This window comes from Dokdonia sp. MED134, assembly GCF_000152925.2.
Classification (GTDB): domain Bacteria; phylum Bacteroidota; class Bacteroidia; order Flavobacteriales; family Flavobacteriaceae; genus Dokdonia.
This window is the reverse complement of record NZ_CP009301.1, coordinates 3,155,859-3,179,163: the sequence shown is the minus strand read 5'-3', so window position 1 is coordinate 3,179,163 and position 23,305 is coordinate 3,155,859. Positions and strand designations below refer to the sequence as shown.

Annotated in this window: 24 protein-coding genes; 14 read left to right on the top strand and 10 right to left on the bottom strand. The window is 39.4% G+C overall.

What is annotated here, in order from left to right; all coding sequences use genetic code 11:
• Window positions 1–73: 73 nt before the first annotated feature.
• Window positions 74–757: an MIP/aquaporin family protein gene (locus tag MED134_RS14080; RefSeq protein WP_410470304.1), complete on the top strand. Its 684-nt coding sequence runs from the start codon at window positions 74–76 to the stop codon at window positions 755–757.
• On the opposite strand, the gene MED134_RS14075 is transcribed toward MED134_RS14080, so the two are convergent.
• Entirely contained in the window at window positions 754–1,194 is a 441-nt protein-coding gene (locus tag MED134_RS14075) for a DUF1801 domain-containing protein (protein ID WP_038600410.1), read from the bottom strand. The two genes, MED134_RS14080 and MED134_RS14075, sit on opposite strands and share 4 nt — an antisense overlap.
• A gap of 174 nt (window positions 1,195–1,368) precedes the next feature.
• Here MED134_RS14075 and MED134_RS14070 point away from each other — a divergent pair, with 174 nt between their 5' ends.
• From MED134_RS14070 to MED134_RS14040, 7 genes are all read left to right on the top strand, one after another.
• The gene (locus tag MED134_RS14070; protein WP_038600408.1) at window positions 1,369–1,878 is read left to right on the top strand and encodes an SRPBCC family protein; all 510 of its coding nucleotides are present in this window, start codon (window positions 1,369–1,371) and stop codon (window positions 1,876–1,878) included.
• Window positions 1,879–1,897: 19 nt separating this feature from the next.
• On the top strand, window positions 1,898–2,596 hold the full coding sequence (locus MED134_RS14065) for an SDR family NAD(P)-dependent oxidoreductase (RefSeq protein WP_035328292.1): 699 nt from the start codon (window positions 1,898–1,900) through the stop codon (window positions 2,594–2,596).
• Window positions 2,597–2,697: 101 nt separating this feature from the next.
• Window positions 2,698–4,008, top strand: a complete 1,311-nt coding sequence (locus MED134_RS14060) for a cryptochrome/photolyase family protein (RefSeq protein ID WP_038600405.1) — start codon at window positions 2,698–2,700, stop codon at window positions 4,006–4,008.
• A gap of 60 nt (window positions 4,009–4,068) precedes the next feature.
• On the top strand, window positions 4,069–4,425 hold the full coding sequence (locus tag MED134_RS14055; protein WP_038600401.1) for a hypothetical protein: 357 nt from the start codon (window positions 4,069–4,071) through the stop codon (window positions 4,423–4,425).
• Between the two features lie 96 nt (window positions 4,426–4,521).
• Window positions 4,522–5,955, top strand: coding sequence for an amidohydrolase (locus tag MED134_RS14050; RefSeq protein ID WP_038600398.1), 1,434 nt, complete (start codon window positions 4,522–4,524; stop codon window positions 5,953–5,955).
• 1 nt (window position 5,956) lies between these two features.
• Complete coding sequence (locus MED134_RS14045; RefSeq protein ID WP_052084260.1) at window positions 5,957–6,451, top strand: VOC family protein; 495 nt, start codon at window positions 5,957–5,959, stop codon at window positions 6,449–6,451.
• 14 nt (window positions 6,452–6,465) lie between these two features.
• Window positions 6,466–6,846: an ester cyclase gene (locus tag MED134_RS14040; protein WP_038600395.1), complete on the top strand. Its 381-nt coding sequence runs from the start codon at window positions 6,466–6,468 to the stop codon at window positions 6,844–6,846.
• Here MED134_RS14040 and MED134_RS14035 read toward each other — a convergent pair.
• The 3 genes from MED134_RS14035 to zwf all read right to left on the bottom strand — a co-directional run bounded on the left by MED134_RS14035 (window position 6,843) and on the right by zwf (window position 10,847).
• Window positions 6,843–8,483, bottom strand: a complete 1,641-nt coding sequence (locus MED134_RS14035; protein ID WP_038600393.1) for an ABC-F family ATP-binding cassette domain-containing protein — start codon at window positions 8,481–8,483, stop codon at window positions 6,843–6,845. The genes MED134_RS14040 and MED134_RS14035 overlap by 4 nt on opposite strands.
• Before the next feature lie 128 nt (window positions 8,484–8,611).
• Complete coding sequence (gene pgl / locus MED134_RS14030; RefSeq protein WP_038600390.1) at window positions 8,612–9,319, bottom strand: 6-phosphogluconolactonase; 708 nt, start codon at window positions 9,317–9,319, stop codon at window positions 8,612–8,614.
• Between the two features lie 13 nt (window positions 9,320–9,332).
• Window positions 9,333–10,847: a glucose-6-phosphate dehydrogenase gene (zwf, locus tag MED134_RS14025; protein WP_038600387.1), complete on the bottom strand. Its 1,515-nt coding sequence runs from the start codon at window positions 10,845–10,847 to the stop codon at window positions 9,333–9,335.
• 188 nt (window positions 10,848–11,035) lie between these two features.
• Between zwf and gndA the strand changes: the two genes are divergently transcribed.
• Complete coding sequence (gene gndA, locus MED134_RS14020) at window positions 11,036–12,445, top strand: NADP-dependent phosphogluconate dehydrogenase (RefSeq protein WP_038600384.1); 1,410 nt, start codon at window positions 11,036–11,038, stop codon at window positions 12,443–12,445.
• Window position 12,446: 1 nt separating this feature from the next.
• Here the strand turns inward: gndA and MED134_RS14015 are convergent, their stop codons facing one another.
• From MED134_RS14015 to MED134_RS14000, 4 genes are all read right to left on the bottom strand, one after another.
• Window positions 12,447–13,484, bottom strand: coding sequence for a glycerophosphodiester phosphodiesterase (locus MED134_RS14015; RefSeq protein ID WP_237747133.1), 1,038 nt, complete (start codon window positions 13,482–13,484; stop codon window positions 12,447–12,449).
• A 105-nt stretch (window positions 13,485–13,589) separates the two neighbouring features.
• A complete protein-coding gene (murA, locus tag MED134_RS14010) occupies window positions 13,590–14,903 on the bottom strand; it encodes a UDP-N-acetylglucosamine 1-carboxyvinyltransferase (protein ID WP_038600381.1) in 1,314 nt (437 codons plus the stop codon).
• Between the two features lie 20 nt (window positions 14,904–14,923).
• A complete protein-coding gene (locus MED134_RS14005; protein ID WP_035328269.1) occupies window positions 14,924–15,574 on the bottom strand; it encodes a DUF4290 domain-containing protein in 651 nt (216 codons plus the stop codon).
• 138 nt (window positions 15,575–15,712) lie between these two features.
• Window positions 15,713–16,003 (bottom strand): DUF493 family protein, encoded by a 291-nt coding sequence (locus MED134_RS14000; RefSeq protein ID WP_038600378.1) that lies wholly within the window; start codon window positions 16,001–16,003, stop codon window positions 15,713–15,715.
• Window positions 16,004–16,083: 80 nt separating this feature from the next.
• Between MED134_RS14000 and MED134_RS13995 the strand changes: the two genes are divergently transcribed.
• From MED134_RS13995 to MED134_RS13980, 4 genes are all read left to right on the top strand, one after another.
• Window positions 16,084–16,620: an AAA family ATPase gene (locus MED134_RS13995; protein WP_038601322.1), complete on the top strand. Its 537-nt coding sequence runs from the start codon at window positions 16,084–16,086 to the stop codon at window positions 16,618–16,620.
• Window positions 16,617–18,506: an ATP-dependent DNA helicase RecQ gene (locus MED134_RS13990; protein WP_084811677.1), complete on the top strand. Its 1,890-nt coding sequence runs from the start codon at window positions 16,617–16,619 to the stop codon at window positions 18,504–18,506. The genes MED134_RS13995 and MED134_RS13990 overlap by 4 nt, the downstream gene beginning before the upstream one ends.
• Complete coding sequence (gene fmt, locus MED134_RS13985; RefSeq protein ID WP_038600376.1) at window positions 18,503–19,453, top strand: methionyl-tRNA formyltransferase; 951 nt, start codon at window positions 18,503–18,505, stop codon at window positions 19,451–19,453. Before MED134_RS13990 ends, fmt begins: the two co-directional genes overlap by 4 nt.
• Window positions 19,454–19,639: 186 nt before the next feature.
• A complete protein-coding gene (locus MED134_RS13980) occupies window positions 19,640–19,912 on the top strand; it encodes an HU family DNA-binding protein (RefSeq protein WP_038600373.1) in 273 nt (90 codons plus the stop codon).
• Window positions 19,913–20,033: 121 nt separating this feature from the next.
• Here the strand turns inward: MED134_RS13980 and menA are convergent, their stop codons facing one another.
• On the bottom strand, window positions 20,034–20,936 hold the full coding sequence (gene menA / locus MED134_RS13975) for a 1,4-dihydroxy-2-naphthoate octaprenyltransferase (protein WP_038601319.1): 903 nt from the start codon (window positions 20,934–20,936) through the stop codon (window positions 20,034–20,036).
• A 103-nt stretch (window positions 20,937–21,039) separates the two neighbouring features.
• Here menA and MED134_RS13970 point away from each other — a divergent pair, with 103 nt between their 5' ends.
• Window positions 21,040–22,713 carry an alpha-amylase family glycosyl hydrolase gene (locus MED134_RS13970; RefSeq protein ID WP_038600370.1) on the top strand — a complete coding sequence of 558 codons (1,674 nt, stop codon included), beginning with the start codon at window positions 21,040–21,042 and terminating at the stop codon, window positions 22,711–22,713.
• Here the strand turns inward: MED134_RS13970 and MED134_RS13965 are convergent.
• Window positions 22,710–23,249: an NADPH-dependent FMN reductase gene (locus tag MED134_RS13965; protein WP_038600367.1), complete on the bottom strand. Its 540-nt coding sequence runs from the start codon at window positions 23,247–23,249 to the stop codon at window positions 22,710–22,712. The genes MED134_RS13970 and MED134_RS13965 overlap by 4 nt on opposite strands.
• Window positions 23,250–23,305: the final 56 nt, after the last annotated feature.

Sequence of the window (23,305 nt, the reverse complement as noted above, 5' to 3'; positions counted from 1 at the left end):
TCGCGAAAATTTCCTCACACAAAAATAAGATGTTAAAATGCGTCATATGTTAACAAAACCTTAATATAACGCTCTGTATCTTTACCGCAAAACAGCACATATGAAACGCTACATAGCCGAAATAATAGGAACATTTACAATGGTTTTTTGTGGTTGTGGCGCTATGACAGTAAACGAGATTACAGGCGGCGCCGTTACCCACCCCGGTGTTGCAATTACCTGGGGGCTTATTGTGATGGCTATGATCTATGCCTTTGGCGATATATCTGGTGCGCACTTTAACCCTGCGGTGACAGTAGCTTTTGCTTATGCAAAGAAATTTGCGTGGAGAGAGGTGCCTAAGTATATCATTGCACAACTACTAGGAGCTACACTTGCCGGTGCGATGTTGTGGTTCTTGTTTCCCGAGAGTGAATTTTTAGGAAGCACCGTTCCTTCTTTTGAACATTATAAGGCTTTTGTACTAGAGATACTCCTCACCTTTTTCTTAATGCTGGTCATCATAAACGTATCTACAGGTGCAAAAGAAATAGGCATCATCGCTGGAATAGCCATAGGTGGTGTCGTATTGCTAGAAGCAATGTTTGCGGGACCTATGACTAATGCGTCTATGAATCCTGCGCGATCTATAGGTCCTGCTATTTTTTCTGGGCAATGGGAACCTCTGTGGCTCTATGTTACCGCTCCATTTATAGGCGCAATACTAGCCGTAGCAAGTTGCAAGCTCGTAAAAGACGAGCAGTGTTGTGATGCTTAAATACTCTTTATTTTTGAAATAGTTTTACCATTTAATGCGCTACTAGCACCCGCATCTTCTATAGCAAGTTGATAAGCCTCATCTATGAGATGATAAACCGCTTCCTTATGGAAATCATCCAGATTCTTTATAGGTATATGGCGCATAAGCTTGCCAGTACCTTCTAGTAGCTGTAAACTATCATTTAATAGTACTCCCCGCTGAAAACCCAAGTTGAGATGTGCAGTATATATAGGGATAAGACAGAAACCATCACTCATCTTTTCTGACACTGTAAATACACTCGTTAACGCGTGTGTATGATACAATAGCTCATTTACACCCGGATAAGTTTTAAGGATGTACTCACGTATGGTATGATAGCGTGCGATAAGTGCTTCCTCCTTTTGCCATAGGACACGAGTAAATATCTCTGGAAGTGGACGTTCTGATTTCATAACTTAAAAGATAATCATTCTTAATTTTATATTACCTCTCTGCCATAAACAGGAAACTAGCGCTACTTCTTACCACGATTAAAAGGCTATTTCTAATAGATTTAATTTTTGTTTAACTAAATAGCTTGTATTGATAAACATTTTGATTGTATTTTTATAATCAGAAAAGAAACTATGAAAATCTACCAAATACATTCTAAGCAAAATCTACCTATAAGTGTAGATGAGGCTTGGCAGTTTTTATCAAACGCACGTAACCTAGGTACCATCACTCCAGATTATATGAATTTTAATATCATCTCTGGTGCAGATAGACCGGTGTATGCTGGCCAACTTATACAATACACCGTCACCCCTATTGCAAATATCAAGATGCAGTGGGTTACAGAAATCATAAGTGTAAAGGAAGGTGCCTATTTTGTAGATGAGCAAAAGTACGGTCCTTATGCCCTATGGCATCACAAGCACTTTATAAAAGAGATACCAGGTGGCGTGGAGATGGAAGATATTGTAGACTATAAAGTACCTGCAGGCTTTTTAGGAAGACTTGCACACCCTTATCTGGTAAAACCAAAACTAGAAGAGATTTTTGAATACAGAAAGAAAGCCCTCGAAGATAAATTTGGTGTTTATAAAAGCCCAGAACAAACAGCAACTACACTTAAACAAGATATACTAGCCTAACACGCATAAAAATAACACTATGAGCAAAAACATACTATTAATAGGAGGAAGCCACGGAATAGGTTTTGAAATCGCAAGCAAGCTATACCAAGACCACACGGTATATGTCGCTTCTCGTACTAATGAGAATCTAGGTAATCTAGATGTAAACTACATCGAGTATGACACAGAAAAGGATGAGCTAGACCTAAGCCAGTTGCCAGACCACCTAGATGGTTTTGTATTTTGCCCAGGTACTATAAACTTAAAGCCTTTTAAAATGCTCACGGTAGACACCTTCCGTAAAGATATGGAGCTTAATTTTTTGAGTATGGTAAACGTGGTACACCAGGTGATGGAGCACCTTAAGAAATCTGAGCAAGCAAGTCTCGTTTTCTTCAGTACGGTTGCTGTAAAGGTGGGAATGCCTTTTCACACAAGTGTTGCCGCTGCAAAGGGAGCTATAGAAGGATTTGCCAAAGCACTCGCAGCAGAGTATGCACCTAAGCTACGTGTAAATGTAATAGCACCATCACTTACAGACACACCACTTGCAAAGCGTCTCTTAAGCAACGACAAGAAAAAAGAAATGATGAACGAGCGCCACCCGCTTAAACGTGTAGGTACCTCAGAAGATATTGCAAATGCAGCAGCCTTTTTACTTGGTGATGACAGCACTTGGATCACTGGTCAAGTGATAGGTGTAGATGGTGGTATGAGTACACTTAATGTAAACTAAGTATTTAATAAAGAGGTTTAGAACGCTTTCGCGAAAGCGTACAAAAACCCAATCAAGGCTTTAAGAAACCCCCATTTCTTAAAGCCTTAAATTTGTAATCTATGAGCACAAAAAAAGTAACAATATTTTGGTTTCGTCGTGATTTACGACTGGATGATAATGTAGGTTTTCTAGAAGCACTAAAGGGAGACTACCCGGTCTTACCTATTTTTATCTTTGATAAAGAAATTCTTGATAAACTCCCAGAAGACGACGCCCGCGTTACTTTTATTTATAATGAATTACAAAAAATGCGTGACACACTGCAAGCAGAGCACGACAGCTCGCTGGCAATGTTTTACAGCACTCCAGAACAAATTTTTAAAGAGCTCATAGCGGATTATGATGTGCAGGCAGTGATCACAAATAGAGATTATGAGCCGTATGCCTTAGAGCGTGATAAAAAGATTGCATCACTACTAGAAGAAAATGATATCTCATTTACCACCTTTAAAGATCAAGTGATTTTTGAAAAGGATGAGATTGTAAAAGGAGATGGCGATCCTTATGTGGTCTACACACCTTTTAAAAATAAGTGGAAAGCGACTTTTGATGAAGATAAAGACCTCATCATACATTACACCTCGCAGTATCTTGACAATCTTATAGACCATAGTAGACTGCCTAATGTCACGCTGGTAGATATGGGTTTTAAAAAATCTAGCATTGAGGTGCCAGATTATGACGTAACCCCTACCCTTATAGAAAACTATGAGGACACCCGCAATTTTCCCGCACAAGATGGGACATCGCGATTGGGGCCGCACTTACGTTTTGGTACAGTTTCCGTACGTAAAATGGTAAAAAAAGCAATCGCTCAGACTAACGAGGTTTTCTGGAGCGAACTCATATGGCGTGAGTTTTTTATGCAAATTTTATATCACTTCCCGCATACTAAAGACAAAGCCTTTAGATCAAAATATGACCGTATAGACTGGCGTAATAATGAAGAAGAGTTTGAAAAATGGAAAAACGGCCAGACGGGCTATGCCCTAGTAGATGCTGGTATGCGCGAGCTCAATGCAACGGGTTATATGCACAACCGTGTGCGTATGCTCACAGCGAGCTTTTTATGCAAGCACCTACTTATAGACTGGCGCTGGGGAGAAACCTACTTTGCCGAAAAGCTACTCGATTATGATATGAGCTCAAACGTGGGTAACTGGCAGTGGGCAGCAGGCTCTGGAGTAGACGCTGCACCTTACTTTAGAATTTTTAACCCGATGACACAGGTTGATAAATTTGACAAGCAAAAGGAATATATCAATAAATGGGTGCCAGAGCTTCAAGAGCTTTCGTATCCAGATAAAATGGTAGATCACAAAGAGGCAAGAGAGCGCTGTCTTAAGACATACAAAGAAGCGGTTGCTTAGAACGCTTTCGCGAAAGCGTATATTACCTTACTTTTAGCATTCACACATAGACATCAACTTGTGCTCAAATACTGGAAGCCCTTATCATTTACCACGCGTTTTTCTATAATTGCCGCAATAGTCACCTGCGCATTGGGACTCTTAAGTATGGGGGCGCTAGGGGCTGCTCTATATTACACGGTATCTTTTTTATTTACTTCGTACCCAAGTTTTTCTAGCTGGACGGGAGACTGGGTCTGGCCAGCGGTTATAGGTGCTGGTATGTTCTGGTCGCTAGGCTTCATCTGGGCAGGACTGGCAGCTCACTTTATAAAAAAAATCATCGCTTCTACCCTATTACGTACCATTCTATATATCATAATATGCTGGTTATGGGCGGTGACGGTCTGGTACATTATACTCGCTGTACATTTTTAGAGAAGGTATAATAGATGTATATAGTAGCTATAATGGGTAAGAAATTTGTCTTATCCTTTTTTACTATCTTAGAAGCTACTATAAATCAACCATTTTATGAAGAAAAAAGTACTCCTCTACGCATTAGGACTTATGACGTTGAGCCTCTCTGCTCAAAAGATGTCTGTAAACAAGAAGGCCGTAATTGCCTCTGTCGAAAAACACGAAAAAGAACTCATACGCATCTCAGACGAGATTTGGGCACTGGCAGAAACTGCCTTTGAAGAAACACAATCGGCTAAAATTCTAGCAGACTATGCGGAGAAACAAGGGTTTACCGTAGAGCGCGGCGTTGCTGGTATGCCTACTGCCTTTGTTGCTACCTATGGATCTGGTAGCCCAGTGATAAGCGTACTAGGCGAGTTTGACGCATTACCAGGACTCTCTCAAAAAACAGAGCCTACTAAGAATCCGCTTAACGAAGGGCAGGCTGGTCACGGTTGTGGTCACAATATGTTTGGTGCGGCAAGCCTAGGGGCAGCAATTGCTATTAAAGAGCAAATAGAAGCAGGAAAAATAAAAGGAACTGTAAAATTTATGGGTACCCCATCTGAAGAAAAATTCTTTGGAAAAATATGGATGGTACGTGACGGCGTATGGGACGGTGTAGATGTAAATGTATCGTGGCACCCAGCTGCCGAAATTAAGGCAGATGTACAAAGCTCACTTGCCCTTGTAGATTTTAAAATAGAATTTTTTGGTCAAGCAGCACACGCCAGCGCAGACCCTTGGAATGGTCGCTCTGCCTCTGATGCATTAGAACTTTATACAACAGGTATAAACTACTACCGTGAGCACGTAAAACCTACGGTACGTATGCACTACCACATACAAGATGGTGGACAAGTAGTAAACGTGGTTCCAGATTACTCGAGATTATGGATGCGCGTGCGTGACACAGAACGCAAAGGAATGATGCCAGTATACAAGCGCGTACAAGAAATGGCAGAAGGTGCCGCCATACTTGCAAATGTAGATTATAAAGTATCTCTCATTTCTGGTATTTATGAAGTGCTAGTAAACAGAACCGGTGGTGCAGCAATGCAAAAAAACCTAGAGCTGCTAGGCCCTATCACATACACTCCAGAAGAAATCGCCTTTGGTAAAAAAATACAAGAGGTAACAGGAAAACCACAAGTAGGTATGGATAGCGCTATCAAGCCACTTGAAGAAACTAGAGAAAACCCAGGTGGCGGAAGCACAGATGTAGGAGATGTAAGCTGGAATGTAGCAAACATTAATCTAGGTGTAACTACAGCTCCTAAAGATACACCGTGGCACTCGTGGGCAGTTGTAGCCTGTGGCGGTATGTCTATAGGACATAAAGGAATGACCTATGCCAGCAAGGCAATGGGTATGACAATGCTAGACCTTTTTGAAAACCCAAAACTTGTAGAAGAGGTAAAAGCAGAGTATAAAGAGCGTAAAGGCGATGCTGTTTATGAAGCTATTGTACCACCAGGACCACCACCAGTAGATCAAGGTAAATAATATGAAAAATATACATATCAAAGCAGTAGCACTTGTTGCTACTGCTTTTTTCATCCAGAGTTGTAAGGAGCAAGCACAAATAGACACAAGTGAGGCTACAACACAACAAATAGAAGTGGCTATAGATCACTATGCAATAAATGTAAATGACCTAGAGAGAAGTGTTGCCTTCTACCAAAAGATATTTGGCTTACAAGAAATAGAAGATGGCACAGAGCAACCCCACATACGCTGGTTTAGACTAGGCAGCACACAAGAGTTACATATTATCGAGGTAGATAGCCTAGATAAACGTATTCCAAAAGGAGTACACCTGGCGCTTGCTGTGCGGGATTTTGACCGCTTTCGCGAAAGCATTATAAACTACAATCTAGACTATTACGACTGGCCAGGTACTAAAAACGAAATATCAACACGCCCAGATAAGGTGAGACAATTATATATACAAGACCCAGACGGTTACTGGGTAGAAGTAAATGATGGTAACCAATTTTAACTAAAGTAAAAGCTATGGACACACGTGCACAGATGAAAGAAAATGCTATTAACTTTTACAAAATGGCTTACGAAGGTAATCCTAAAAAGGCTGTTGAGCTCTATGTAGGAGATGAGTATATACAGCACAACCCAGATGTGGCAAATGGCACACAAGGGTTTATAGATTACTTTGAAAGAATGCAGGCTGAGTATCCAGAAAAGTCAATCAACTTTGTACGCGCCATTGCTCAAGATGACCTCGTTGCCTTACATACACATCAAGTATGGCCGGGTAATGATCAATACATCACGATGGACTTTTTTAGATTTGATAACAATCTAAAAATTGTAGAACACTGGGACTCTATACAACAGGTGCCAGAAAAAAGTGCAAATCCTAATACGATGTATTAAGACTTCATAAGATCTATCTCTTTTAAGTTTTCTATACGATTACGCTTTAAGAAAGCATCTATTGTTTCAAAATGTTCTATCACACGTTTTTCTTTAAATTCAAACACCTTTTTTGATAAGCCTTGCAAGAAGTCTCTATCGTGAGAAACGAGTATGAGGGTACCATCATAAGTTTGTAACGCCTCCTTAAGCACATCTTTTGACTTTATATCTAAGTGATTTGTAGGCTCATCAAGTATTAAGAGATTTACAGGCTCTAGTAATAGTTTTACCATCGCAAGGCGCGTCTTTTCTCCACCTGAGAGTACATTTACCTTTTTATCTATCGCATCACCAGAAAACATAAAACGCCCAAGGATATTTTTAATCTGTGTGCGCATATCTCCTTTTGCAACCTCATCTACCGTTTGGAAGATGGTGAGCTCTGGGTCTAAAAGTGCTGCTTGATTTTGAGCAAAATACCCCACTTTTACATTATGACCTAGCTCACAGTCGCCTTCTACTTCTATCTCGCCCAGAATGGCTTTAATCATTGTAGATTTTCCCTCGCCATTTCTACCTACAAAACTCACCTTTTCGCCTCGAGCGATATCCATACTTGCGTTGCTAAAAACGGTATGATCATCATATTTTTTTGTGAGCTCTTTTACCTTTACTGGAAAGTCTCCAGAGCGTGGTGCCGGCGGAAACTTAAGTGCCAGCGCAGAGTTATCTACCTCATCTATCTCTATAATCTCAAGCTTCTCAAGCATACGTTCTCTAGATGAGACTTGATTAGTCTTACTGTAAGTTCCTTTAAACCTGTCGATAAAGGCTTGGTTATCTGCAATAAATTTTTGCTGCTCTTGGTACGCTTTTATTTGATGTGAGCGACGGTCTGCACGCAACTCAAGATAGTGAGAGTAGTTTGCTTTATAATCATAAATGCGCCCCATTGTAACCTCTATGGTGCGGTTTGTAATATTATCTATAAACGCCTTATCGTGAGAGATCACAATAACGGCTTTTGCCTTGTTAAGTAAGAAATCTTCTAGCCAAATTACCGACTCAATATCTACGTGATTAGTAGGCTCATCTAGTAGTATAAGATCAGGCTTTTTGAGTAAAATTTTGGCAAGCTCAATACGCATACGCCACCCTCCAGAAAACTCACTGGTAGGCCTATTAAAATCTGATCTTTTGAAGCCCAAACCTCTTAGCGCCTTCTCTACCTCTTCTTCTATATTTACCTCCTCAATGGCATAAAATTTCTCACCGATATCTGTCACCTTAGTAATGATATCCATATACTCTTGAGACTCATAATCTGTGCGTGTCTCGAGCTCTTTATTGAGACGATCCATCTCTGCCTTCATATCTAGCACGGTAGAAAACGCCTTTGAAGCCTCCTCCATAACTGTACAATCATCATCTGTAAGGAGGTGTTGCGGTAGGTATGCAATGACAGCATCCTTAGGCGTACGCACGTTACCACGTGTCGCTTTCTGTACACCAGCAATAATCTTCACCATAGTAGACTTACCCGCACCATTTTTACCCATAAGGGCAATTTTGTCATTTTCATTTATGGTGAAAGAAACGTTACTAAAAAGCGTATCTCCGCTAAACTCTACTGCAAGATTATCTACTGCTATCATTGTATTAATTTAAGTGTGCAAAAGTAATTAAATCAAGAGGTATGATGTAGATTTTTATTACGCTTTCGCGAAAGCGTAATTATCCCAAGAAGACTTCTAAAATAAATAAGATAAATAAGGCCGACAATTTACAACTGCAAGGTCGCCTCTTCATCCATAAACCAGTGCAGCTCGCCAGATTGAGGTGAGACTAGGCTTGCAGGGTAATCAAGAAAGTTATCTTCTTTATTAATAATTACCTTAACCTTTTCTTGTTTTGAAGCTCCCGTAACAAGAAATGCTACAGTCTTTGCATTGTTTATAACATCGCCTGTAATACTTACACGCTGCTGCCCAGATTCTGGGTGTGTGGCTACCTCACACCAGTTTTCTGAATCCCAAAGACCTATCTCGTGCGGAAATATAGATGCCGTATGCCCATCGTCTCCCATTCCTAAAATCACGAGGTCAAATTGTGGCACCTCATTTTCAGAAGCTAGAGTTTCTTCTAGCTCTTTTGAGTAACGCACCGCCTCTGCCTCTGGAATATTCTCTCCTAGTATGCGGTGTATGTTTGCCTCTGGTAGTTCAATTTTAGAAAACAAGTGGTCTACCGTCATCTTATAATTACTCTGCTCATCTGTAGGAAGCACGCAACGCTCATCACCCCAGTAAAAGTGGAATTTTGACCAGTCTGCTTCCTTATAGTTAGCCGCGAGGTAATCAAAAACTATTTTTGGGGTACTTCCTCCAGAAAGGGCTACTGTAATAGACTTTTTATCACTTGCAAGGTCCATTAGAAATTTTGCAAAATCTTGAGCAACGTCGCTTTTAGTTTTTGATATATGTAGTTTCATCTTGTTTCTTTAGTTATTCTATAACGCAATATCCAGCATCGTCTGCGAGGTTCTCACAAGGGTTACGCCACATACTCTTTCCTTCTATAAGCTCATCTGCGTGTTGTGGTCCCCACACACCAGCAGAGTATCCATAAATCTTTGCATCACCTTTTTTCCAGTGATCTAAGATAGGGTCTGTAAATCTCCAGGCTGCCTCTACCTCATCTGCACGAGCATACAAGGTAGCGTCACCTTGCATTGCGTCTAGTAATAAACGCTCATAAGCCTCCATAATATGTGACTCGTCACCTAGGCTTTCATAATAAAAGTCTAGATTACCACGCTCTACTGCAAATCCTTGACCTGGTACTTTTACACCAAATTTTACTAAGATTCCCTCATCTGGCTGTATGCGTATAATGAGTTTATTATCCTTATTCATATCAGAATTTTTAAAAATCTGATGGTGTGGAGACTTAAAGTGTATCACCACTTCTGTAACCTTAGTAGGCATACGCTTTGCCGTACGCACATAAAATGGCACATCTGCCCATCTCCAGTTATCTACATAAAACTTGACGGCGGCATAGGTCTCTGTAGTACTATCTGGATCTACATCTACCTCTTCTCTGTATCCTTTTACTTTCTCTCCTTCTATCTCTGAGGCTAGATATTGACCGCGTATGGTATTTTCTTCCAGCACCTTTGGGTCAGTCATTAATCGTAAAGACTTAAGGGCTTTCATCTTTTCATTACGTATCTCCTCAGGGTTTGCACTGAGTGGTGGCTCCATAACTATAAGGGCCACAAGCTGCAGTAAGTGACTCTGAAACATATCTCTAAGTGCTCCAGACTTGTCATAATAACCACCTCTAGACTCTACGCCTCCACTCTCTGCATTTGTAATCTCTACGTGGTGTATGTAATCACGGTTCCATAAAGGTTCAAAAATACTGTTTGCAAATCGTGTGACGAGTATATTTTGAACGGTCTCTTTACCTAGGTAATGATCTATTCTATAAATCTGTGATTCTTTAAAATATCTGTGTAATCCCTCGTTAAGTGACTTTGCAGTCTCAAGACTGTAACCAAAGGGCTTCTCTACAATAAGGCGTTTCCACCCTAGGCGTTCATCATTAAGTCCCTTTGCTGTTAGATTTTTTGCAATGGCCTCAAATAAACTAGGCGGTGTAGATAGATAAAATATGATGTTATTATCACATTGATACGTCGTATTAAGATCTTGAATACGCTCGTTAAGCTCCCTATAATCTACATCGTACTTTTTATGTAGGTCCTCATAAAACAGCTTTTCTGAAAATGCAGCTATAAACTCCTCACTATCATCAAGATACTTACTCTCTAATGCTACACGTTTTCTAAACTCCTCATCTGTCATAAAGCTGCGTGCCACCCCTAGCACAGCAAAGTGCTCTGGTAAATGCTTGTCTTTATAAAGCTTATATAATGCAGGAACTAATTTACGGGCAGTGAGGTCTCCCGATGCGCCAAAAATGACTAATAATTGATTCTCTGTCTTGCGCATAATGAGCTAGTTTTATTTAAGGTCAAAAGTATTGAAACTTTACACCATTCCCAACGGACTTTGACACCACTTACCCACAAAAAACCAATATTTTTCCACTATTTTTGATGTGCGATGCGTGGTGTATTGTAACAGACAAAATTTCGACTACAAGGCGGTGTTGTTTTGTAGTAAAAGAAAGATCAATTATGAAAAATACTTATGATTTTGGCTTAGTAGGACTAGGCGTTATGGGACGTAACTTTATACTTAACGTTGCAGATAATGGTTTTACAGCAATGGGTAATGATCTTGATACAGAAAAGGTACAAGCACTCATAGATGAAGGCGGCAATGTAGATAAAGTAAATGCGACTATAGAGGTTTCCGCTTTCGCGAAAGCGCTCTCATCACCACGTAAAATTATGCTATTAGTACCTGCCGGAAAAGTAGTAGACATCGTGATAGAAAGCCTCTTACCGCACTTAGATAAAGGTGATATCATTATAGATGGAGGAAACTCCTTCTTTACAGACACAGACCGAAGAGAAGCATACCTTGCCGAAAAGGGAATACACTTTTTTGGCGCTGGCGTTTCTGGTGGTGCAAAAGGAGCTCGCAAAGGCCCAAGCATAATGCCTGGAGGATCAAAACCTGGCTATGCTGCCGTACAACCTATTTTTGAAGCAGTTTCTGCCAAATATAATGGTGAACCTTGTGTGGCATACCTAGGACCAAAATCTGCCGGAAACTATGTAAAAATGGTACATAACGGTATTGAGTACGGACTTATGCAACTCACGTCAGAAATGTATGACGTGCTTAAAAAGGCTGGAAAACTAAGTAATCAAGAACTACACGAGACATATAAGTCTTGGAATGAGGGAAGACTACAATCTTTTCTGGTTGAAATAACCTCAGAAATTTTTGCCGAAAAAGACACTCTCACAGATGGTGACCTAGTAGATCAAATACTAGATAAAGCAAAGCAAAAAGGAACTGGAAAATGGACATCGCAAAACGCAATGGATCTAGGTATACCAGTACCCTCTATAGATATTGCCGTAAGTATGCGTGAGATTTCTGCACTTAAGGATGAACGCACGGTTGCAGACTCGCTTTATGACCGCCCAGAGGTTGCTACGATGGCAAAAGAAAAACTTACTGACCTTACAGAAAAAGCACTTTACTTCTCTTACATAATCACCTACGCACAAGGATTACATCAACTCGCAGATGCATCTAAGGAGTATGGTTATGACCTAGATATCGCGGTTATTGCAAAGATATGGCGTGCAGGATGTATCATAAGAGCAAAGCTACTGGCAGATATTACTGACGCCTTTACAGAAGATAGTGAGCTACCTAACCTATTACTGTCACCTTCATTTATTCCAAAAATTCAAGATACAGTAGATGCGGCAAGGGAGCTTGTAGCCTTTGGTGCTGTAAATGGAATACCCCTACCAGGATTATCTAACTCACTCACGTATTTTGACGCATATACCTCAACACGACTACCACTTAATGTGATACAGGCGCAGCGAGATTATTTTGGATCACACACGTATGAGCGACTAGATCGTGAGGGTATTTTTCACACAGAGTGGGAGAAATAAACTAGTGACTTTTTAAAAATTTACTTTTAGCAGCGACTGCCTCATTTGTGTAGTCGCTAAAGACACCATCTACACCTGCTTCAAAAAAGCGTAGATACTCATCTATATGATTAGTATCTGTCACCCACTTGGTATCTTCATTTCTAAAGGTGTAAGGATGCACTTCAAGATTGTGGCTATGAGCAAGCGCAACAAAGTTAGTTACTGGGGTTAATACACCATTTGAGTTTACAGAGATAATAAAAGGCTTCCAAGGGCCCACTGCATCTGCATAGGTTGCCATAAACTCCATACCTTCTTTTGTTGTAAAAAACTGGTATGAGCGCTTATCTTTATTTTTTATAAAATCATATGGTTGACCTTCTGGGTCATAACTTCCATTTTCTTTTGTAAATAGTAGATTACCATCATTTGTAATACCAGCTGCGCCTAGTAGTTGTATGAGTTTTACATCACTTTTTGAACGCAAGTATTGCAAGGTTGCAACCTCAAAACATTGTACATAGATAGAGGACTCTTTGCTGTTATAACCTGCCGCATTAATCATTTTTAAAAAATGATCTTCCATAGGTAAACCAAGCGCTTTATGATAGGTAGGATGTTTCAGTTCTGGGTAAACTCCTACGGGGTTTCCTGCTGTGGTTTTGTGCGCTTTCGCGAAAGCGAGAATCTCCTCAAAGGTAGGTATCTCAAAAAGGTCATCGTACTCGTGTGTCCTGTTTGCCCACGACTGTCTAGCTCGTAATGTTTTTAACTCTCCAATGGTAAAATCAGACACAAACCAGTCTGTAACAGCAACCCCATCAAGCAGCTTTGTGGTCTTACGATTTGCATACTGTGGTAGTGTTGAGACATTTGTTGTAGTAGATATAAATGGCTCGTGACGGGCTATGAGCACACCATCTTTAGTCATCACAAGGTCTGGCTCAATATAATCTGCACCTAGTTGTACTGCCTTTTTATATCCTTGCATTGTATGCTCTGGATAGATAGACTGTGCTCCTCTATGCGCTATGATTATGGGTTTATTTTTTGTCACGGGGTTTTCAACTTTTACTGTAATATACAGATCGTTTTAGAAATGACATTAACAAAAAAAGGCGCAAATTAAATTTGCGCCTTTGTTATATCTATAATAATCAGATTAATCTATCCTTGTAATCTTAGCTCCTATGGCTCTAAGACGCTCATCTATATTTTCATACCCACGATCTATTTGCTCGATATTATGAATGGTAGATGTTCCTTTTGCACTTAAGGCTGCTATAAGTAATGAGATACCAGCGCGTATATCTGGCGATGTCATTGTTGTTGCTTTAAGTGTAGACTGGAAATTGTGTCCTATTACGGTTGCACGGTGTGGATCACAAAGTATCACTTTTGCTCCCATATCTATAAGCTTGTCTGTAAAGAAAAGACGGCTTTCAAACATCTTTTGGTGCACCATAAGTTCACCTTTTGCCTGTGTAGCCACAACGAGTATGATACTTAGTAAGTCTGGTGTAAAACCTGGCCAAGGCGCATCTGCAATGGTCATAAATGATCCATCTATATATGATTCAACCTCATACCCATCTGTATGAGCAGGGATATAAATATCATCTCCTTTGCGCTCTAATGTGATACCTAGTTTTCTAAAGGTGTTAGGAATCACACCTAGATCATCCCAGCTCACGTTTTTGATTGTTATCTCACTTTTAGTCATCGCAGCAAGACCTATCCACGAGCCTATCTCAATCATATCTGGTAAAACGCGGTGATCGCAACCACCTAGTTTTTCTACTCCTTCTATAATTAACATATTAGAACCTATACCCTTTATATCTGCTCCCATACGTACCATCATCTTACAGAGTTGCTGTAAATACGGTTCACAAGCGGCATTATAAATTGTAGTTGTTCCTTTTGCAAGTACAGCAGCCATTACAATGTTTGCAGTACCAGTTACCGAAGCTTCATCTAGTAACATATAGGCACCTGTGAGTCCTTCTGGAGCTTCTACTCCATAAAAACGCTCCTCACGGTTGTAGCGAAATTTTGCTCCTAATTTTATAAACCCTTCAAAGTGCGTATCAAGACGACGGCGACCTATTTTATCTCCACCTGGACGAGGAATATATCCTTTGCCAAAACGTGCTAGTAAAGGCCCTACAATCATTATAGAACCACGTAAACCGCTTCCTTCTTTCTTAAATTTCTCGCTTTCCAGATAATCAAGATCTAGCTCATCTGCCTGAAAGGTAAAAACACCTTTTTCTAACTTCTCAACCTTTACACCTAGATTTTGCAAGATCATAATGAGCTTGTTTACATCTATAATGTCTGGTACGTTACTGATGGTTACTTTTTCAGGAGTAAGCAGTACGCCACATAGTATTTGTAATGCTTCGTTTTTTGCTCCTTGTGGTTGAATATCACCTTTAAGCTGGTGACCGCCTTCTATCTGAAATGTTGCCATAGGTAGATTGAGGTATATTTTTAATAACGCTTCTTACGGTTATTGTTTTTTGAATAATTTCTTTTCTTTACTGGGTTGTCTGCAGCTTTAGCCTTTTTATTAGCACGTATTAATCTATCAGAATCACGTAACTGCTCGTCACGCTCTTTAAGATTAATCTCACCGTTACTAAGTTCAAAAAGGTGATCAAAGATTACATCATCCTCTACGGTGTCTTTGTTCCAGTTTAAGAAACACTTTTTCATATGGTTTGCAATAGTCATTGCAAGCCCTTCACGCATCTCTCCTTTTTCCCAAGAGACCGCTACATCTATCATACGCTTTATGTTATTACCATAAAAACGATATTTGGGATGATTTTGTGGGTACTCTAGAGGTTCTGGACGCTCTGCAAGCTCTTCTCTAGATGGTTTTCCGTATGGAGACTCTACATCTAGTTTAAAATCAGACATTATAAATAACTGATCCCATAATTTATGTTGAAAATCTGGTACATCACGCAAGTGCGGTTGTAAATTACCCATCACCGCAATAATTGCTTTTGCAGTTTTGTTACGCTCTTCGGCGTCTTCCATTGCCGTCGCATCATTTACCATTTTTTGAATATGGCGCCCGTACTCGGGTATGATGAGATGGACTCTCTCCGTGTTGTACTCTAATTGATCTATCAATTGTAAAAAATTAAGTGAAGTTATCTTTTATGTAAAGACACCTGCAAAATACTAAAATTTGTATAAATGCTTACAAGTTTAATAAATTGATAACAGTTATTTGTTATAAGTACGCTTTCGCGAAAGCGTAATCACACCCTATAAAGAGATGACACCCTCTACCTCTGCCACTTCTTTATACTTTGCTATAACCGCGTCTGGGTTTTTCATACGCACGTTTATAGAAACGCTAGTGTACTTACCTGTGCGTGATGCATTTTTCTTTATGACGGCACCTAGATGATCAAAAATCTTAACGATTTGTGCTTCCTTTTCGGCGCTTGCTGGTACTATAAATTTATACAAATATGGTGCTGGCCACATTGAAGTGTCTGCTAGCTGTGCTTTTAATTTTGTGTAAAATTCTTCTGTTTTCTTTCCTGAATCCATCTTCTTATTTTCTATTGCAAAGATACTGAAATCACATTCCCTGTAGTTTGCTTAATTTTGCTTTAAAGATTACCATTTTTATGCCAAAAAGAATACTCCTCATAGGTGGCCCTTCTACAGGAAAAACAACATTACTTAATCACTTAGAAAATCTAGGCTATGCCTGCCTAGAAGAAATATCACGACAAGTGATAAGCAATGCCCAAAAAGAGGGCATTGACCAGCTTTTTTTAGAGAAGCCATTACTCTTTTCTACCCTGTTAAGAGATGCACGTATCAAGCAATTTAAGGATGTAGAGGGTTTTAAAAATGATTTTGTTTTTATAGATCGCGGCATACCTGACACGGTGGCATATATGGACTTTGTAAATCAAGAATATCCAGAAGATTTTATTGAGGCTTGTAAGGCACACACTTATGACCTTGTTTTTATATTACCTACTTGGGAAAAAATACACGTGATTGACCAAGAACGTTATGAAACCTTTGACCAAGCAAAGGAAATAGAAGAACATCTTGTACAGACATATAAACAGTATGGCTACTCACCTATACCTGTACCTACTGGCCCTGTAGAAGAGAGAGCGCAATTTATACTTAACACACTTACTTCTTGATAGATAAAGCAAAAGATATACTCACCACATACTGGGGTCATAGTAATTTTAGACCGCAACAAGCAGAGATTATAAAAAACGTTCTTGCTGGTGAGGATAGCATTGCTTTATTACCTACTGGCGGTGGTAAATCATTATGTTACCAGCTGCCTTCACTTCTATTAGATGGAATTACTATTGTAGTATCGCCACTCATAGCCCTGATGAAAGATCAAGTGATGGGGCTTCAAGAGAAAGGGATAAAAGCACTGTCTATTACAAGCGGCATAAGCTATGGAGAACTAGACACCTTACTTGATAATTGTATTTATGGCAATTACAAGCTTCTTTATCTATCACCAGAACGATTACAGCAAGAACTAGTACAAGAACGCATAAAGCTTATGAATGTAAGCCTTATTGCGGTAGATGAGGCTCACTGTATCTCGCAATGGGGTCACGATTTTAGACCGGCATATAGAGATATTTCAAAACTTAGAGCTTTAAAACCTAACTGCCCCATTATTGCTCTCACCGCCACTGCTACAACTAAGGTACTTGAGGATATAACTACTTTACTAGATCTCAAACAACCACAATTATTTAAAACTTCATATCATAGAAAAAACCTCACATACAAAATACGACTTGCTACAGATAAGTTTTATGAGCTAGAAACCGTACTCGCAAATACACCGCAAAGCGCTATTGTATATGTACGTAATAGAAAGGCAACACTTAATACAGCTCATTTTTTAAAGGGACGAGGCATCACAGCCACCTCATATCACGGGGGTATGTCTAGGGAGGAGCGTCATAAACAATACTTAGCCTGGCGTACAAATAAAGTACAGGTAATGGTGGGTACAAGTGCCTTTGGTATGGGAATAGATAAAGCAGATGTAGATACCGTAGTGCACTTAGAAATTCCTGATAGTATAGAAAACTACTTTCAAGAAGCAGGAAGAGCAGGAAGGGCAGGTCAAGAATCTCAAGCCGTACTATTATATAATGAGAACGACGAGGTACGTCTAGAAAACCAGTTTCTTAAAGTAATACCAGACACTCATACGGTAAAAAAAACCTATAAACATCTAGTAAACTATTTTCAAATCTCATACGGAGAAGGACAAGATAGCTTACACCGCTTTAACTTTAGTGAGTTTTGTGGCGCTTATAAATTGCACACAATTCTCACCTATAATGCGTTACAGGTATTAGATCGCAATAGCGTCATAAGTTTATCTCAAGAGTTCACAAAGAGAGCAACTATTAACTTTAAAGTAAATGACTTTGCACTCACCTATTACTTACTACGAAACAATCAACTAGACGATGTTGTAAAGGCTGTATTACGTACGTATGGAGCAGTCTTTGAACAGGTGACTAATATCAACTATAATATCATTGCAAATAAAGCTGGCAAAACTCTAGAGCAAGTACATCAAGTACTCCTCACGCTTGACCAAGATGATATAATAGACTACGAGCATCAAAACTTTGACACGGCAATCACCTTTTTAGTCCCTAGAGAAGATGACCGTACTATTAATGTGATTGCTCCGTTTATAAAAACCCAAGAAAACTACAAGAAAAACCAAGTGCAAGCCGTTAAAGATTATATAGCAAATGATACTACGTGTAGAGCTATACAGCTTATGCATTACTTTGACGAAGTGCTCGATGAGCCTTGTGGTAATTGTGATGTATGTAGAAACCGTACAGTTACAAAAACCAGAACATCTATAGATAATGCCATTATAGATTTACTTAAAGGCGGTGCAAAAAGTTCACGAGAAATTGCACAACTAGCATACCCACAACAGACAATAATCAATTCTATTCGACTACTTTTGGAACAGAAAAAAATAGCCATTTTACCTAATAACACATACACCCTATTATGAGAGATTTACGCATAGTTTTTATGGGCACGCCAGAATTTGCAGTGACCATCTTACACGGTTTACTAGACGAAGGATATAACGTAGTAGGTGTAATTACGGCACCAGATAGACCAGCAGGTAGAGGACAAAAAATACGAGAGAGCGATGTCAAGGCATTTGCAAAAGCGAGAAACCTCAACATCTTACAACCTACTAATCTTAAGAGCGAATCTTTTCTAGAAGAACTTGAAGCACTTAAGGCAAACCTTCAAATTGTGGTTGCCTTTAGAATGTTACCAGAAGCGGTATGGAAGATGCCTGCTTATGGCACATTTAACCTACACGCATCATTACTTCCTCAATATCGTGGTGCAGCGCCTATAAACTGGGCAATTATAAACGGTGAGACAGAAACAGGTGTAACTACATTTTTTATAGATGAAAAAATAGACACTGGAGAAATTATCTTACAAGAATCACTAGCTATAGATGATAAGGAAAATGCCGGTCACCTGCACGACCGTCTTATGATAGCGGGTAAAGAGCTCGTGATTAAAACAGTTAAGGCAATTGAGCGAGATGAGGTAAAAACTCATATACAAGACTCATCAAAAGAATTAAAGACTGCTTACAAGTTACATAGTGAGAATACGAGAATAAACTGGGACGCCCCACTTCAAGAAATCTACAATCATATAAGAGGGCTCAGCCCTTACCCTGCTGCTTATACCATACTAGAAAATGGTGGCAAGGAGCAACGCGTAAAAATTTATAGCGCTTTCGCGAAAGCAGATAAAGAGATGCTCATTCCCTCAGGAGCCGTAACGCAGGTAGATGACCATCTCGCTATTGCAACTCCAGAAGGTTACATATGTATTACAGAAATGCAACTTTCTGGCAAGAAAAAGATGGCCGTAAAGGACCTTCTCAACGGCTATAAGTTTGATAAAAATGCCAAAATGCGCTAAACCCCTGTAACCATAGGCGTTAAGAGAATTAAAAAATAGCCCCATCTTTATCAACAAATGGGCATACTTATTAACAAAAACCCCGATTTCCCTTGCTATTGCTTGCGTAGGCGAATAATCCGTATAAATTTGTTAGGGAATTAAACATACAGTTTAACCACAATTAATTAATTAACAAATTATATTATGAACAAATCAGAATTAATCGACGGAATGGCAGAGCACGCTGGTATCACTAAAGCTGCAGCAAAAAAAGCATTAGAATCTTTCTTAGGAGACGTTGAAGGTACTCTTAAAAAAGGAGGACGTGTTTCTCTAGTAGGTTTTGGATCTTGGTCTGTATCTAAGCGTAATGCTCGTGAAGGAAGAAATCCTCAAACTGGAAAAACTATCAAGATCGCTGCAAAAAATGTAGTAAAGTTTAAAGCTGGATCTGAGCTTGCATCTTCTGTAAACTAGTCGATTTTAAGTGTTATATAAAGAAAGGAAGCAGTAATGCTTCCTTTTTTTTATGCCCTACTTATAAATAATAGAACTATTATGGTTTATGTTACGCTTTCGCGAAAGCGTAAAACTACATTTAAAAGTAACTCCCCACAAAGAATAGCACGGCAAGTAAAAATGTAGACAACGCCACTTTCTTTAACTCTGGATCAAGCAAGGCGTGCTCCTTTGTATTTCTTACCGTAAGCATATGCTTAACCAGCGGTAAGAATGCTATGATAGATACATAGCCTAAAAGATCTGTTGCTCTCAAGGCTATAAAACTCACCCAGCAACAAATCGCGACTAGAAACAAGATGTTATGGTAACGCACAGCTCCCTTCTGCCCTAAAATAACGGCTAGGGTATTTTTACCCACACGAGTATCAGACACACGATCACGCATATTATTGAGATGTAATACCATTACAGAAAGTGCACCTATTGTAATAGCGGGTAATATATGTATGAAATGTATGTATTGTGTAAATAAAAAGAAAGAGCCCAGCACCCCTACAAGACCAAAAAATAAAAAGACAAACACATCTCCTAATCCTTTATAACCATAAGCACTTCTACCTACAGTATACTTTATTGCAGCTATAATCGCGGCTATACCTAATAATAAGAATATGAGAGATAGTATAAATTGATCCTTCCCAAAAGCTGTATAGATAAGGCTTAGTACTATTACAATAGTGATAATCGAGGTGATAATAATAGCTTTTTTGAGGTGCGTTGCTGTGAGCAAACCGCTTTGCATTGCCCTTGCCGGCCCCACACGCTCATCATTATCTGTACCTTTTACACCATCTCCATAATCATTTGCATAATTTGATAAGATTTGAAACCCCAGTGTAGCTAGTATAGCAAGGCCAAAGATGAGACCATTATAAGCATTTTCTTGTAACGCTAGGCCACCACCTACTAGTATACCAGCTATAGAGAGTGGTAAGGTACGAGGGCGAGCGGCACTAAGCCAGACTTTAAATGAAGGCATAAAATATTTTAAGTGCGTAAATGTACTATTTTCTTTAGGCATCTACTCGTCTCAACTTTCAAAAGGATTTACTAGATTAGCTACTATTAAAACACCCATCATTATGAAACTAAAATATGCACTACTAAGCGCCTCTGTAATTCTTTTACTAATAGCTTGTAAAAAGGAAGAGGCTACTGTTGCTACAGCCCCAGCAAAGGAGAAAGCACCTTTCTTTTGGGAGGCTTCAAATATGTACTTCCTCCTTACAGATCGTTTCTATAACGGAGATACATCAAATGATGTAAATTTTAATAGATTAGAAGAAACTGCCACTTTGAGAGGTTTTGAAGGAGGAGACATAAAAGGAATCACAAAAAAAATTAAAGAGGGTTACTTTACAGATTTAGGAATTAATGCCATCTGGTTTACTCCTGTGGTTGAGCAAGTACACGGCCCGGTAGATGAAGGTACAGGTGTTACTTATGGCTATCACGGGTACTGGACAAAAGACTGGACAGCTCTCGACCCTAACTTTGGGACAAAAGAAGACCTCAAAGAGCTTATAGAGACCGCCCATATTAATGACATACGCATCGTTATGGATGTGGTTCTTAATCATACAGGACCGGTAACAGAGCAAGATCCTTTCTGGGGTACAGACTGGGCTAGAGAAAATCCTAACTGTGCTTTTAGCACCTATGAGAACACAACAGCTTGCAGCCTTGTAGAAAATTTACCAGACATACTCACAGAGAGCTCAAAAGAGGTACCACTACCTCCCACGCTTATAGAAAAGTGGAAAAAAGAAGGACGCTATGAAGTAGAAATTGCAGAGCTAGATGCCTACTTTGTTTCAAATAATCTTAAAAAGACACCACGTAACTATATCATAAAATGGCTTACAGATTATATACGAGAGTATGGTGTAGATGCTTTTAGAGTAGACACAACAAAACACGTAGATGAAGAGTCTTGGGTAGTATTGCGTGCTCAAGCAGATAAAGCATTTGCAGATTTTAAGACCAACAACCCAGATCTAGTACTAGATGACACAGACTTCTTTATGTTTGGAGAAGTGTATAACTACTCTGTAGACGGCGGACTTGCTTATGATTTTGGTGATAAAAAGGTAAACTATTTCGAAAATGGATTTGATAACCTCATCAACTTTCAATTTAAGTATGATGCGCAGGGTAACTATGAATCCTTATTTAATAAATATGCTAACATAAAAGACTCCCTGTTTAAAGACAAGAGTTTTGTAAATTATGCAACCTCTCACGATGATGGGCAGCCATTTGACAAAGACCGCACTAAAACTATAGAAACTGGTACAAAACTCCTCCTCACGACAGGTATCTCACAAGTATATTATGGTGATGAGACGGTACGTGATCTTACTAAAGAAGGTACTCAAGGTGATGCAACTCTAAGAAGCTTTATGAACTGGGACACAATAGACACAGAGACTACAGGCGATGTACTCTCTCACTGGCAAAAACTAGGTGTTTTTAGAAGGAATCATCCATCGGTGGGTGCTGGTACTCACGAGATGCTTAGCGAGGCTCCTTATGTCTTTAAAAGAGCATTTACAAAAGACAACTTTACAGATACAGTAGTCGTAGGTTTAGACCTAGCTGTGGGTAAAAAGGAAATTGTGGTGGGTAACGCTTTCGCGAAAGCGGAAAAACTTAGAGACGCATACTCAGGAAAAGAGGTTACCGCAATAAATGGAAAGGTATCGCTAGACACGCCTTATAGTATAGTACTACTTGAAGTTGCTAGAGATTACTAATCTAGTGCTTGTAAAAAAGAAGCCACAACTTGGCTAATACCCATCTCAAGATCAGGATTAGTTATGCGTGATTCTGTACTATCAAAATTATCTTGAAATGATGGGAAGCTAAAACTCTCAACTACCTCACCTCCAAAACGTGGTGCCGTCTCTTTTATATAATTTAAAGCAGAGGCTGCACCGCGAGCTCCTGGAGAGGTACTTACCACAAGAAGTTTTTTACCGGCTAGAAAATTACGGTCTGCACGTGAAAGCCAGTCAAATATGTTTTTAAAAAAGGCAGATATCATTCCGTTGTGCTCATTTACGGCAATTATGACACCATCTGCTTCGGCAATTTTATTTTTAATAATCTGTATATCTACGGGAATACCGCGCTCTTGCTCTAGGTCAAGATTATACATAGGTATATCGTAAGATAAGAGTGATAAGCTTGCAGCCTTATGATTGTGTATACTAGATACTACATAATCTAGTAGTTTAGTATTTATAGATTTTGTGCTGTTACTTCCTGATAATGCTATTATTGATCCCATACAGTTATAAAAAAAAGACTACCCGAAGATAGTCTTTTTTATGATTGATGAATTGA